Below are 13,464 nucleotides of genomic sequence, written 5' to 3' on the forward strand. Positions count from 1 at the left end.
ATTTTCATCCCCATTTTTTATACACGATGAATGCGGTCAGCTCACACAATTTCTGCACCCACCCCAGCCATGCCCTTAGAATGTTAAATTATTTTTAACAAGTGGGTATTATTTGCCATTCATCTTAAAGATTTTGATGTTGTGAAAGCCTTTTTCTTTTAAATACACCGCTTGCAGACCACTCATCACGCCACGCTGACAGTACAAAAGATAGGTCTTACTCTGATCCAGCTCGCCAAAGTGCGAATCAAGACGATAAAACGGCATGGCAATCACATTAGGCAAAGACAACGGCGCATCATCCACTTCATCGGGCGTACGAATGTCCAGCACCACTTCATCAGGCAACACTTCAAAAACCGTCTGGACGGTATGTTCTTGCTGCTCTTCATTGGCAATGTCACGAATGTCAATAGAAGTCGCCTGATCAATGGCGTGCTGCAAGATGGCAAAATCAAAGTCTTCTTCCGTGGCAAGTATCTTATGCTCTACCGCCTTGACCGTCGGGCTTTTTGAAATCACGCCACAAAACTCTGGCATGGATTTGGCAATGTCCGCCGTGCCGATTTGTTCTGCCATCGCCACGATACTCTGCTTATCATGGGTGATCAGCGGTCTTAATACCAAAACTTCACTTGCCTTATCAATCATGTGTAAATTGGTGAGCGTCTGACTTGCCACCTGACCCATCGCCTCGCCTGTTACCAGCGCTTCGATGCGATGATGGCGAGCAATGGCACTGGCAGCACGAACCATCATTCGCTTTAACACCACGCCCATCTGCGAGTCATCAACTTTCGTCAAAATTTCCGTTACCACAGGTGCAAAATCCACTGTGATGAATCGCACTTTGTGTGATGAGCCGTAGCGTTGCCAAAGCTGATATGCCATCTGCTTAGTGCCAACCTCATGCATACGACCGCCCAAATTAAAAAACACATAATGCACACGACTGCCACGACGAGTAAACATATAACTTGCCACGCCAGAGTCAAAACCACCAGAAATCAAGGACAGCACATCTTCTTGGGCGCTGATAGGAAAGCCACCAATCCCCTCATGACGGTCTTTAATGAACAATAATTTATCATGATCAATCTCAAGCTTGACCACCACATCAGGGTCTTTGAGCTGGACTTTGGCACTGCTGATGTGCTGATTTAGACCACCACCCACATAACGCATGACCTCCATTGAGTCAAATTCATGATGACCACGACGCTTGACACGCACACAAAAAGTCTTATTTTCAAGACCATCGCCCACATAAGCCAAAGTTTGCAAAAAAATGTCGTGCAAGTCGGTAAATGGCGTCTCTTCCACCGTCAAAATATGATGAATACCTGGAATGCGTTGCAATTCATCCATCAGCACCGCCGCCAAGCTCTCATCGCTAAATCGCACTTCCAAAAAATCCCAATGACGAATCACTCGCACATTTTCATCATGACGCAATAAAATATTGTGAATGTTTCCTTTTAAAATTTTTACAAATCGCTTGCGAATGGATTCGCTTTTCATGATGATTTCTGGAAATAATTTAACGATAAATTTCATAATCAAGCCAAAAAAATAGAAAATAAAAAGACAAAAAGGCGTATTATACACCTTTTTATCCCATCAAATGTATGATTTCAAGACGATTTTTCACGCACCATCATGCCAAAAACTTACCACAACAGGCCTTGAACTTCTCACCACTACCGCAAAGGCACAGCTGTTTGCCTGTCAAAGTATTTGGCACAGTCGGATCTAAAAAATACCACCGCTCGCCAATCTTAACAAAAGCCGACAGCTCTTCATGACAGCCCTCACTGCCATCTTTATTGCGAAAGTAGGCACGAAATTTGACCTGGGCGTGGCGTTTGCCAATCTTGGGAATGTGGCTGACCACTTCAAGGCGCGCCCAATTCATCTCATCCGCCCACGCTACCAAGCCCTGCTTGTCAAGCAATGTCTGCTGACTGGGCGTGGTTGTGGCGATGATGTAATCGGTGTTTTTTAAAGAAAATGCCGAAAATCTTGATCGCATGAGCGATTCAGCACTGACCGCCACACCACCCAAATGCAGTGGCTGACAGCATTTATCATAAGCGACACCGCCACAAGGGCAGGCTGCCGTCGGCGTGATGACCCTTGCTGTCATAGGCAAATTTTCTCCAACAAAATCTGCTGTGCGTCATGAATGCTGTCGCCATGTTGCACCTGATTCCACTCGCCACGCCCATCAAGCTCCCACGCCTGCACATTGTCATTAAGATAATTCATCAGACCGTCTTGATAGATTTTTTGGAATAACTTTTTATCCAAAATCGGAAAAGCCACTTCCACACGGTGAAGCAGATTTCGATCCATCAAGTCGGCACTGGCGCAGTATAGGCGTTCTTGACCGCCATTTTCAACATCATTGCCAAAATAATACACACGAGTATGCTCCAAGAATCGCCCCACCACCGAACGCACTCGGATATTTTCGGACAGACCCTTAACCTGCGGACGCAAACAGCAGATAGACCGCACGATCAAATCAATCTCCACGCCTGCTTGACTGGCTTCGTAGAGCTTATTGATGATTTGGCGTTCGGTGATGGCGTTGCATTTTAGGATGATTCGCCCTTTTTTGCCGTTTTTGGCATGATGAATCTCATCATCAATCAGTCGCATCAAGCCGTCGTGCAAGGTAAATGGTGCGTGCAAAATCTGGTGCGATGGCATTGGACGACCCATGCCTGTCAGTTGTACGAACACGCCATGCACATCTTCGCAGATTTGTTCGTTGGCGGTAAATAGTCCGTAGTCTGTGTATGCTTTGGCGTTGCCTGCATGATAATTGCCCGTCCCCAAGTGGGCATAACGGCGAATGCGTCCTTCTTCACGGCGGACAATCAACATAAGCTTAGCGTGCGTCTTATAGCCGACCACGCCATACACCACCACCGCCCCAGCCTCTTGGAGCATATTTGCCACAGCGATGTTGCTCGCCTCATCAAATCTGGCACGCAGTTCAATCACTGCCGTGACTTCCTTGCCGTTACGAGCGGCAGCAGCTAGGGCTTGCACGATTTCAGAATTTGTCCCAGAGCGGTAGATCGTCTGTTTGATTGCCAAGACATCAGGGTCGTTTGCCGCTTGCCAAAGCAGATTTACCACAGGCGTAAAGGCGTGAAACGGATGATGCACCAGCACATCTTGCTTTTTGATGGCGTTGAACATCAAAGTATCATCTTTGGCGACTCGCACCGTCTCCATGCCACGAAACGCCTTAGGAATGGCGTGCGTAAATGGCGAAAATTTCAGCTCAGGCTTGGCAAAACTGGTCAGCATACGAGTCAGGTTGACAGGTCCATTGACACGATACAGCTGACTTTCATCAAGCTCAAATTCTTGTAATAAAAACTCATAAGTCTCTTTGGGGCAGTTGGTCGTCACTTCCAGACGCACCTTATGCCCAAATCGGCGATTGTCAAGCTCGCCTTCTAGCGCCTTTGCCAAATCCTCCACATCATCCGCCAAAGCAAGGTCGGCATTACGAGTCAGGCGAAACTGATGACAGCCCGTCACTTTCATGCCCAAAAACAGCTCGCCCACATGCTCGTGAATCACCGCCGAAAGCATCACATGATGATCCTTGCCACCCGTCAGCTCATCTGGCAGACGAATCACTCGTGGTAGCGAACGGGGCGCTGGCACGATGGCACGGTTGATGTCCCGCCCAAAAGCGTCCTTTCCTTCAAGGCTTACGATGAAGTTCAAAGATTTATTGACAAGGCGTGGAAATGGGTGCGCAGGGTCAATGCTGATCGGTGTCAAAACAGGCAGCACCTGCTGAAAGAAATACTCTCGCATCCACGCCTTTTGTGCATCGGTGAGCTCATGGCGTTTTAGGTAGCGAATGTCTGATTTGGCAAGCTCTGGCAAAATCTCTTCATTTAAAATGCGATACTGCTCATCGACCGCACGGTGCGCCACTTGGCTGATCTCCGCCAAAAGCTCGGAAGGTCGTCTGCCATCAAGACTGCTCGACTTATTGCCATTTTTCATTTTTTGGATCAGACCCGCCACACGAATTTCAAAAAACTCGTCCATATTTGACGAAAAAATGATCAAAAAGAACATCCGCTCAAGCAGTGGATGACGGGGGTTTAATGCCTGTGCCAAGACTCTCAGCTGAAAGCGCAGCGTGGATAAGTCACGGTTGATGTAGCACTCTGGGGTGTAGTCGCCAGTGTCATTAAATACAGGCACGATCTCATGCAGCTCCTCAGGCGGTGGCGCTGTCCCCAGCACGCTTTGCATGGCTTGCTGCTCAATGCTTGGTATGCCCTGCGTGACGATGGGCTGCATCATTGATGTCTCTTGGTTTGTCGTCTGTTTAGTTTGCGTCATGGATTTCTCCTGTTTTTATTTGCTATATTTACTTTATTTGCCAATACATCTTTTGCTGTACACATTTTAGATTTTGAATGTCGCCTTGATGTCAATTTTGCAATGTTTCACATGTTCAATTTTTGCAATTTTCACATGTTCATTACCTTAAATCACCAAACTCCCTCCATCATTGATGCAGGCGTGTGGCATTTGGCGTTTAGCTGGGTAGTACGGCACTGTTCATGCGGCGTAAAATGATGCGCTGCTTGTTGCGCAGCCGCTTGGCGTTTTTGTTTTTTTGAAAATATTTAGGATTGGGCAACATACTGATGAGCAAAGCGGACTGCTCACGGCTTAGGTTTTTGGCAGATTTGCCATAATAATGCTGCGCTGCCGCCTCGATGCCGTAGATGCCATTGCCAAATTCGGCAACATTCAGATACACCTCCAAAATGCGTTTTTTATCCCAAATGCCCTCCATCATCACGACAATCACCGCCTCTTCAGCCTTTCTGATGTACGAGCGGTGCGATGTCAAAAATAGATTTTTGGCAAGCTGTTGGCTGATGGTCGAGCCACCCATCGAGATCGCCCCTTCGGCCTCGTTGCGCTTGATGGCACGCTCAATGCTGGCAAAATCAAAGCCGTTATGCGTCGCAAAAGTCGCATCTTCACTGGCGATGGCGGCTTGTTTGGCAGACTTTGCGATGTCATCATAATCCACCCAAGTCTGCGTCACCTCGCCACCACCAATGCGGTGCGCCATCATGAATGCCGACTCGGTCACAGGTACGACTTTGCCAATACCCAACAAAGCCGCCACCACGACATTAAAGCCCACAAAAATCGCCAAAAGCGGCAATACAATCCAACGAAACAGTTTTTTTAGCACAAAAAGAGCCTCATTTTACGATACGATCAATTTACGGTATAATTTACTGCGGTATAATTTGCAATGCATCCGACCGACAAGGCAGACGGCGCTCATCAAGCCTTGCTTTTAGATTTGCCACTTTTAGGTATTGTACACCATTTTTGGCATTTGTCTTTATCAAACATCATCATTTTTAGCGATTTTATCTCATCATCACACCATGACTCATCAACAATTCATCCACCTACTAGACCGCCTATCCCAAGACCGCTTTGCCCTGACAGCACTTGATGTCCAAAGCTTTGGCAAATTTCAGCAAATGCTGCTGTCATCCTTTCAAACCACCGCAGACAAAGATGCGGCAGATAAGTTTTATGTTCAGGACTGGTATCTGCTTGGTACGGACGGCTGTCATCTTTGCGATGAAGCTTACAAGCTGCTTGACCAAGTGCGCACCATCGCCTTAGTGCCGCCCGTGCATCAGCTGGATCTCATCAATGCCGCAGACGATGTGCTGATTGAGACTTTGGGCGTGATGATTCCTGTGCTGATCACCCCAAGACGGCTGCTGTGCTATCCATTTGGGGCGATGGACATTTTGGCGCTGGCAGACTGATGCACCAATTTTTTGCATCACAAGTCTTTTGCGTCACAATGTCTGATTGATAAGCAGTGTTAATCACTTTTCATCATTCTTCTTAAAAAAATACAAAATTTACCGCCAAAAGATATTCCTTTTTGGCAAAAAAGCAAGTACAATAGCGACACATTTAAGTAGCTGTCTTGCAGTTACTTTATTTTTTTGACATAAAATCAACAAAAGAACAGGTCGACATCGTTTGTTGTGCGGCTTTTTCACGGATCAGCGTGCCGCTTTGCGGTCACATGGAGCGCTATTATGCTTACCTTTTTGGCGATGCTGCCAATCCTTATTGTATTTGTACTGCTTGTCGTCATGCGACTGCCTGCCAAGATTGCCATGGCGGTCGCTTATTTTGCGACAGCTGCCTTGTCATACTTTGTTTGGCAAACCAGCGGTAACCAAGTCGCTGCCGCCACCATTCACGGTGTTTTGACCGCCATCAATGTGTTGTTCATCGTGTTTTCTGCGATTTTACTATTGAACACCATCAAAGAATCCAACGCCATCGTCGCCATCCGTCAAGGCTTTATGGGCATCTCGCCTGACCGCCGTGTGCAGATGATCATCGTGGCGTGGCTGTTCGGCTCGCTCATCGAAGGCTCGACAGGCTGGGGTACGCCATCAGCTGTCGGCGCACCGCTACTGCTCGCCCTAGGTTTCCCAGCGATGGCGTGTGTGATGGCAATTCTAATCATTCAATCCACGCCAGTATCATACGGTGCGGTGGGTACGCCCATCCTAATCGGTGTCAATTCAGGTCTTGAAAACAAAGAAGATGTCGCTGCTGCCATCGCCGAAAAAGGCATCGCCTTTAATGACTACATCGTGCAGATCGGTGCCAATGTCGGCTTTGTGCATGCCACTGTCGGCTTTTTGATTCCGCTGATTTTGTGTGGTTTCTTGACCCGTTTCTTTGGCGAAAAACGCTCTTTTACCGAAGGTCTAAAAGCAGCGCCATTTGCCATCTTTGCAGGGCTTGCCTTCACCATTCCTTATTATCTCACCGCCAAATTCATCGGTCCTGAGCTGCCATCATTGGTCGGTGCCATCGTTGGTTTGTCAATCGTCATTCCTGCGGCAAAATACGGCTTTTTGACACCAAAAGAGACCTTCGACTTTGCCACTCGTGACAAATGGGAAGACGACTGGAAAGGCACGCTTGCGCCGACCAACATCGACATCAACGAAAAATCAAAATTCTCAGCGCTCTATGCATTCACCCCATATCTATTGGTGATTGGCATTTTGATCGCCACTCGTACCATCAAGCCACTAAAAGCATGGCTGAATGAGAATTTTGTCATCACTTACAGCAACATCCTAGGCACTTCTATTACCAACAAAACACAGCTACTTTACTCTCCGGGTACCGTGCTGCTTTTGGTATCGATTGCGTGTATTTTCCTATTTGCCATGAAAGGTGATACGGTGAAAAAAAGCTGGTCAGCCTCTGGCAAAACCATGCTTGCTGCCGCCCCCGCCCTACTGTTCTCAATCCCGATGGTACAAGTATTCATCAACTCAGGCACGCCTGCCGATGTCGCTGAGCCCATCCTTGCCATGCCAAAAGTGCTGGCAGCAGGTGCAGCTGATTTGTTTGAAGGTATGTGGCCGCTTGTCTCGCCTTGGATTGGTGCATTGGGTGCTTTCATCGCAGGCTCAAACACTGTATCTAACATGATGTTTGCTCACTTCCAGTGGAGCACCGCAGCCCAGATTGATCTAAATGCCATCGAAGCGGCGAAAGTCGTGGCGCTACAAGCGGTCGGTGGTGCAGCGGGCAACATGATCAGCGTGCATAATGTCGTCGCTGCTTGTGCGGTCGTAGGTATGGTGAACCGTGAAGGTCTCATCATCCGTAAGACCTTGATCGCCATGACTTATTATGTCATTCAAGCAGGTCTGATTGGCATGGCGTTCATCTTCAATCCCGTTTGGTGGATCGGTGCGGTCATCTGGCCTGTCGTGTTTTTTGGTGTGATGTCAAAGTCAGGCGCTAAGGCATAATCGCCTCACCTTACAAAACAGGCTTGGATTTCAAGCCTGTTTTTCTTTGGCAAATTTCTTTTTAAATCTTTTAAATCCTTTAAAGGGTTATTTTATACGCAATTTCTTACTAAATTTTAATGAATTTTGCACAATGCTTGCAAAATCATTGGGATTTTTATGCAAAAAGCGTTAAAATAGTCGCACCATTCATTAGATAAATTCATCAAATAAAATAAGGTTGTCTTATGGCAGATTTAAGCAAAATCACCGAAATCGAAGACCTGCGCCGTGTTGCCGAGCGCAAAGTGCCACGAATGTTCTACGACTATGTGGACAGCGGCTCATGGACACAGACCACTTATCGCAACAACGAAACCGACTTTGACCGCATCAAACTGCGCCAACGAGTGCTTGTGGACATGGAAGGTCGCTCACTTGCCACCAAAATGATCGGACAAGATGTGCACATGCCAGTGGCGATCGCTCCGACTGGCTTTACAGGCATGATGTGGGCGGACGGTGAGATTCACGCAGCGCGTGCGGCGGAGAAATTTGGCGTGCCATTTTCGCTGTCGACGATGAGTATTTGCTCGATTGAAGATGTGGCAGAAAACACCACCAAGCCGTTTTGGTTTCAGCTGTATGTGATGCGTGATAAGAAATTCATGGAAAATCTTATCCGCCGTGCCAAAGAAGCCAACTGCTCGGCATTGATTTTGACAGCGGATTTGCAAGTCTTAGGTCAGCGCCACAAAGACATCAAAAACGGCTTGTCTGCACCACCAAAACCCACCCTAAAAAATATCCTAAACCTGATGACCAAGCCAGAATGGTGCTTTAATATGCTTGGCACAAAACGCCACACTTTCCGCAACATCGTCGGGCACGCAGAAGGCGTAGGCGATTTGTCAAGCCTATCTTCTTGGACAGCTGAGCAGTTTGACCCTCGCCTAAACTGGGACGATGTCGCTCGCATTAAAGAGCTGTGGGGCGGTCCACTCATCATCAAAGGCATCATGGAGCCAGAAGATGCCATCTTGGCCGCCAGATCTGGCGCTGATGCGATGGTCATCTCAAACCACGGCGGTCGTCAGCTGGACGGCGCACCAAGCTCCATCTCCGCCCTAGCCGACTGCGTACAAGCCGTTCAAGCCGAAAACAGTGCGTGTGAAGTTTGGCTAGACAGCGGCATCCGCTCAGGTCAAGATGTCCTAAAAGCCATCGCACTGGGCGCAAAAGGCACGATGATTGGTCGTTCTTTTCTATATGGTCTTGGCGCATATGGCGAAGATGGCGTACGCCGCGCCCTAGAAATCATCTACAAAGAGTGCGACATCACGATGGCGTTCTGTGGTCATACCAACATCAGCACCGTCAATGAAGACATCTTTGTCAAGGGCACTTATGAGAATCTAAAAATCTCCGACCCACACATCACGCCTATCCGCTGGTGATGCCTTTTAAAGGTCGTGTAAACACCCTCTTAAACTCCACGATGATTTACTTATCGTGGAGTTTTTATCCATGCCAATTTTTATCCATACCGACCAACCCAAAATATGATACGCTCTGGTAAGGCGACAACCCCTAGGGATTCATGGTAAATTTTATGTCAATTTTCACATGCTACGAGAATATTTATACAAAGCAAAAAACCGTCAGACTTCAACGCTTTAACACTGCAACAAACTTCAACATTTTTAAAATCAAAACCTGCATGAAAGCCATCAAAAAACCCAGCTTTGCCGCTGGGTTTTGTGTTTATCTTTATGAATATCATCTGATCGCATCACGATTGACTTTCACGCTTGTGGTGTCTTTTAGATACTGCACATAGTCTGACAGCTGATCTTGACCGATATTATCACGGATCATCGCCGCAGCTTGTAAGCGCTCAGCCGCTGAGATTTGAGCGGTGGCTTGCGTGCTGACAGGACCGCCGACAATCACGCTCGCCCCATCGTCTGTCTGCACCGCCCAAATGTCGTGCGCCCCTGATTTATACAAAAACAAGCTTGAACGCTCTTGGGCAGACAGATTTGGGTTTTGGCGAGTGGTGATGCCATAGTTTGTGCTTGGCGTCATGAGCGTGCGACCTTGATTTGCCTTAGCCTCATTTGCCAGTTTATTGGCATCAGCCAGTGCAAGCTCGCTCGCCTTTTGCTTGGTGAGCTTCGCCTTGATGATCTCGGTTGCTTCTGCCAAAGTCAGACTTTTAGGCTCTTGATGGTTGGTTGGCTGCACCCACACCGTCTTATCGCCCAGTGTGATGTTGGCGCTCACCGCCTGATCTTGAATGGTAAAATCATCAAACGCTGCGGCAATCACGGTAGGCTGTGACAGCGCCGTGGCATTGTTTTGCTTTGGATAACTGGCGATCGACTTGGCGTTCAGCCCTGTCTCGGCGGCAATGTCAGCGATGCCGACGCCATCGGTCGCCATGGTGTTGATCTTAGCAATCAAGTCGTTATAAGCGGCTTGGCGCTGATTTTGAGTCGCCATCCGCACCAGCTCATCACGCACGCTGTCAATCGTCACACTGCCTGCTTTCGTCACCTTGAAAATCTGATAACCAAAGCTTGTCTTGACCGGACGGCTCACCTCGCCAACCTTCAAACCAGACAGCGCCGAGCTGACCTCTGCTGCATCATTGCCAAACACCGCAGGATTGTACTGACCGATGTGACCGCCCGATTCACCACTTGGGTCATCAGAATGCGCTTTTGCCAACGCCTCAAAAGACTCGCCCGCATCCAGTCTTGCCTTGATGTCATTTGCCTTACTTTGTGCATCCGCCCCAGAAAGCAGAATCTGCGACAGCTCACGACCATCTGACAGACCATTTTGCTGCAAATAAGTGTGATACTGCGCCTCAATGTCTGCCTCAGTCGGCGCTGTGACCTTCACATCATCAGCCGACAGTTCAATATACGCCAAATCCACCGACTCTGGACGCACCAAGGCCTCTTTATTGGCATTATAATAAGCCTCGATCTCAGCTGCACTCACCGTCACCGCCTGAGCATAATCCTGCCACTTTAAGCGGTGCACCCACACCTCACGAGCTTCTAGCTGCAAATCAAGCAGACGGCTCACCTGCGTATTTGGATAGACTGCCGTGCCCAAAATGCCTGCGGTCAGCTGACGAATGTTCAGCTGAGTGCGAAATCGTGCAAACAGCTCGTCTTTGGTTAAGTTATTTTGCTGCAAAAACATCGCAAAAATGTCATTGGAAAACTGCCCATCTTGATGAAAGCTTTCATCTTGTGCAATCAGGCGGCTGATTTCCTCATCAGACACCGTCATGCCAAGCAGGTGCGCTTGGTTTTGTAGTAGCGCACGACTCACCAGCGTCTCCACCACCTCATCAACCAAAGCCGCTTCATTGATCATACTTGCATCGACTCGTTGCAACAGCTGCGAGCGATAGTTATTAAGCTCAGATTGAAACTCGTTCATGCCAATCGAGCTGTCGCCTGCACGCACCAGCTCATTTGAGCTCATCGCACCGCCACCGCCAATGCCTTGCACGCCCAAAAACGCCATCGGCACCAAAACCAGACCCATCGTAATTCGACCCGGCCAGCTTTGCAAAAAATTACGCAATTTTTCCATAACAAGTCACTTTTAAAAAGTCGATAAAATAAACCTTACTATAATACGCTAAATCAACCAAATACTCAAAATTTTTTGTAAATTTTTTACAAATATGCTCAGCATGCAAAGCCGAATCATGCCGCCCACAAGGCATAAAAAAACATCTCTTTGGTTAAGAGATGTTTTATGTTGATCATCTGACTGCTTAGGGCAAGATCAGTTGACAGCGTCTTTTAGACCCTTACCTGCTTTAAAGCCTGGTACTTTGCTGGCTGCGATTTCTAGTGGCTCGCCAGTTTTTGGGTTGCGACCAGTGCGAGCAGCGCGCTCTTTGACGCTAAAAGTACCAAAACCAACCAATACCACATCATCGCCACGCACCAAAGCGCCTTGAACGCTTGAAGTGAATGCATTTAGTGCTTTGGTGGCTTGGTCTTTGGTTAGACCTGCTTCGTTAGCAATCGCATCAATCAATTCTGACTTATTCATAATGAATTCCTCACCGTTGAGTTAAAATTAAAATGATCGATGAGCACAACAGCGCCCGTCGTTAGTGTGCATTGTATGATTATCATTAGTCATTTACAAGGGGATGAGCGCAAAAATCTTGTAAAATTTACAAAAAAGTAGCAAAAATCTTGTAAACTTCCTAAAATCATCCGCATTTTATAGGCAGTGTGCGCACTTTCCTTATTCGTCACCACAAACACAATGCCACATTTATAGCAAGACTTGTGATAATATGCAAGTAAATTTATAAGATTTTATGTAATTTACGGTAATTTGCGCAAAAAATCGTAGCTTTTTGCAAAAATCTGTAAATTTTTCGCACAGTCGTTTTGAATTTTTATGGTTTTAGGATACAATCAGTGCTTATGACAATTTTTAGACTTTTAGATTTAAAACATTTAGGACATTTTCATGGCAGATAACCAAATTTTTAATCACCCCACTCAGCCGCAAGCCCAGCCACAAGAAAGCGACAGTGGACGACCAAACGGCGTGATCTCCCAAAGCGTGCTTAGCGTTGTGTTGGTCTTCTTAGAGTCTGCCATCACGCTCATGCTCAGATTCAACCCAAAGCTGCGCCAGCTTGCTTATCCTTTGGTGCAAGACGGCGTGGTGGTGAGCATCCGCACTTATCTGCCGCATGTGCAAGTATTTGCCACCTTCAATGAACATGGCGTACTGCTAGACACACAGCTGCCTGCGCACAAACAAAGCGCCGACATCATGATCAATGCTTATAGCTTTGAGCTGGCTGGCGTTTTGAGCAACCACAGCATCGATGCCGTCGAAAAGCTGCAAATTCGTGGTGATGTCGTGCCAGTCGCTCAGCTTAAAGACTTTTTGGTGCAGCTTGGTATCGGCGGCGTGATTGATCAGCTGATTCGCAAAGTCAAAAAGAATCCTGACAGCAAGCCCACCCCAGAACAAAAGGCTGAAAAAATCAGCGAACTGAAAGCCAAGCTGTCCGAGCAGTCAGCGCAGATTGAGTCACTGGCTACGCAAAACGCTCGCCTAAATACTCAGCTTGCCGAAGCCAAAACCAAGCAAAAAAGCACTTTCACAGGCTTTATCATTGCCGCCTTGGTGGCGATCGCTGCCATCGTTTCGCACTTTTTTGTATGAGCTTGTGCAAATTGTACGAATTTTTGCTATAAGCTTTGGCATGAAAGACTTTTGGCTGATAAGCTTTGACAAGCCGTCCAACCAAGCCAAGCCAGCCAAACACAATATATAAGTGATATGAGCGCCCAGCCTTTTAGGTTTTGGGCGTTTATTTTACCCCACGCCCAAAATTCACCAAAAATCACCACTCCAAAATCATCACAGAAGCCATCATCATTTTTATTAAGTACTTTATTTACCTCTACTTAACTTATTGCTTATCGCCATTGATTTTATCAATCTGATGATTTGATAAAAAATACAGCCGACACACTCAAAATAATCTTGACCTATTTACTAGGAATTATTATAATACACGCAG

Annotated in this window: 10 protein-coding genes; 4 read left to right on the forward strand and 6 right to left on the reverse strand. The window is 47.2% G+C overall.

The features are described 5' to 3' along the window. Positions 1-108: 108 nt before the first annotated feature. The 4 genes from thiI to mtgA all read right to left on the reverse strand — a co-directional run bounded on the left by thiI (position 109) and on the right by mtgA (position 5,260). Positions 109-1,557, reverse strand: a complete 1,449-nt coding sequence (thiI, locus tag LU290_RS06685; protein ID WP_277807833.1) for a tRNA uracil 4-sulfurtransferase ThiI — start codon at positions 1,555-1,557, stop codon at positions 109-111. A gap of 100 nt (positions 1,558-1,657) precedes the next feature. After that, the gene (locus LU290_RS06690) at positions 1,658-2,146 is read right to left on the reverse strand and encodes a YchJ family protein (RefSeq protein WP_277807834.1); all 489 of its coding nucleotides are present in this window, start codon (positions 2,144-2,146) and stop codon (positions 1,658-1,660) included. Further along, on the reverse strand, positions 2,143-4,386 hold the full coding sequence (gene ppk1, locus LU290_RS06695) for a polyphosphate kinase 1 (protein ID WP_370688524.1): 2,244 nt from the start codon (positions 4,384-4,386) through the stop codon (positions 2,143-2,145). Before ppk1 ends, LU290_RS06690 begins: the two co-directional genes overlap by 4 nt. Before the next feature lie 199 nt (positions 4,387-4,585). After that, on the reverse strand, positions 4,586-5,260 hold the full coding sequence (mtgA, locus tag LU290_RS06700; RefSeq protein ID WP_277807835.1) for a monofunctional biosynthetic peptidoglycan transglycosylase: 675 nt from the start codon (positions 5,258-5,260) through the stop codon (positions 4,586-4,588). 202 nt (positions 5,261-5,462) lie between these two features. Here mtgA and LU290_RS06705 point away from each other — a divergent pair, with 202 nt between their 5' ends. The 3 genes from LU290_RS06705 to LU290_RS06715 all read left to right on the forward strand — a co-directional run bounded on the left by LU290_RS06705 (position 5,463) and on the right by LU290_RS06715 (position 9,328). Next, complete coding sequence (locus LU290_RS06705) at positions 5,463-5,858, forward strand: thioredoxin domain-containing protein (RefSeq protein WP_277807836.1); 396 nt, start codon at positions 5,463-5,465, stop codon at positions 5,856-5,858. A gap of 282 nt (positions 5,859-6,140) precedes the next feature. Beyond that, positions 6,141-7,892, forward strand: a complete 1,752-nt coding sequence (locus tag LU290_RS06710) for an L-lactate permease (RefSeq protein ID WP_277807837.1) — start codon at positions 6,141-6,143, stop codon at positions 7,890-7,892. A 227-nt stretch (positions 7,893-8,119) separates the two neighbouring features. After that, positions 8,120-9,328 carry an alpha-hydroxy acid oxidase gene (locus LU290_RS06715; protein ID WP_277807838.1) on the forward strand — a complete coding sequence of 403 codons (1,209 nt, stop codon included), beginning with the start codon at positions 8,120-8,122 and terminating at the stop codon, positions 9,326-9,328. Positions 9,329-9,650: 322 nt separating this feature from the next. On the opposite strand, the gene LU290_RS06720 is transcribed toward LU290_RS06715, so the two are convergent. Both LU290_RS06720 and LU290_RS06725 read right to left on the reverse strand, forming a co-directional pair. Continuing rightward, positions 9,651-11,489 carry a SurA N-terminal domain-containing protein gene (locus LU290_RS06720; RefSeq protein ID WP_277807839.1) on the reverse strand — a complete coding sequence of 613 codons (1,839 nt, stop codon included), beginning with the start codon at positions 11,487-11,489 and terminating at the stop codon, positions 9,651-9,653. 198 nt (positions 11,490-11,687) lie between these two features. Further along, positions 11,688-11,960 carry an HU family DNA-binding protein gene (locus LU290_RS06725; protein WP_277807840.1) on the reverse strand — a complete coding sequence of 91 codons (273 nt, stop codon included), beginning with the start codon at positions 11,958-11,960 and terminating at the stop codon, positions 11,688-11,690. 432 nt (positions 11,961-12,392) lie between these two features. Here LU290_RS06725 and LU290_RS06730 point away from each other — a divergent pair, with 432 nt between their 5' ends. Next, positions 12,393-13,103, forward strand: a complete 711-nt coding sequence (locus LU290_RS06730; protein ID WP_277807841.1) for a hypothetical protein — start codon at positions 12,393-12,395, stop codon at positions 13,101-13,103. Positions 13,104-13,464 lie beyond the last annotated feature (361 nt).

Origin of the sequence: Moraxella nasibovis, from assembly GCF_029581575.1 — a bacterium.
GTDB classification, from domain to species: domain Bacteria; phylum Pseudomonadota; class Gammaproteobacteria; order Pseudomonadales; family Moraxellaceae; genus Moraxella; species Moraxella nasibovis.

Coding starts and splice junctions, on each gene's coding strand:
- ppk1 (WP_370688524.1), bottom strand. CDS start 4,386: ATGACGCAAACTAAACAGACGACAAACCAAGAGACATCAATGATGCAG.
- LU290_RS06705 (WP_277807836.1), top strand. CDS start 5,463: ATGACTCATCAACAATTCATCCACCTACTAGACCGCCTATCCCAAGAC.
- LU290_RS06710 (WP_277807837.1), top strand. CDS start 6,141: ATGCTTACCTTTTTGGCGATGCTGCCAATCCTTATTGTATTTGTACTG.
- LU290_RS06725 (WP_277807840.1), bottom strand. CDS start 11,960: ATGAATAAGTCAGAATTGATTGATGCGATTGCTAACGAAGCAGGTCTA.
- LU290_RS06690 (WP_277807834.1), bottom strand. CDS start 2,146: ATGACAGCAAGGGTCATCACGCCGACGGCAGCCTGCCCTTGTGGCGGT.
- LU290_RS06715 (WP_277807838.1), top strand. CDS start 8,120: ATGGCAGATTTAAGCAAAATCACCGAAATCGAAGACCTGCGCCGTGTT.
- LU290_RS06720 (WP_277807839.1), bottom strand. CDS start 11,489: ATGGAAAAATTGCGTAATTTTTTGCAAAGCTGGCCGGGTCGAATTACG.
- thiI (WP_277807833.1), bottom strand. CDS start 1,557: ATGAAATTTATCGTTAAATTATTTCCAGAAATCATCATGAAAAGCGAA.
- LU290_RS06730 (WP_277807841.1), top strand. CDS start 12,393: ATGGCAGATAACCAAATTTTTAATCACCCCACTCAGCCGCAAGCCCAG.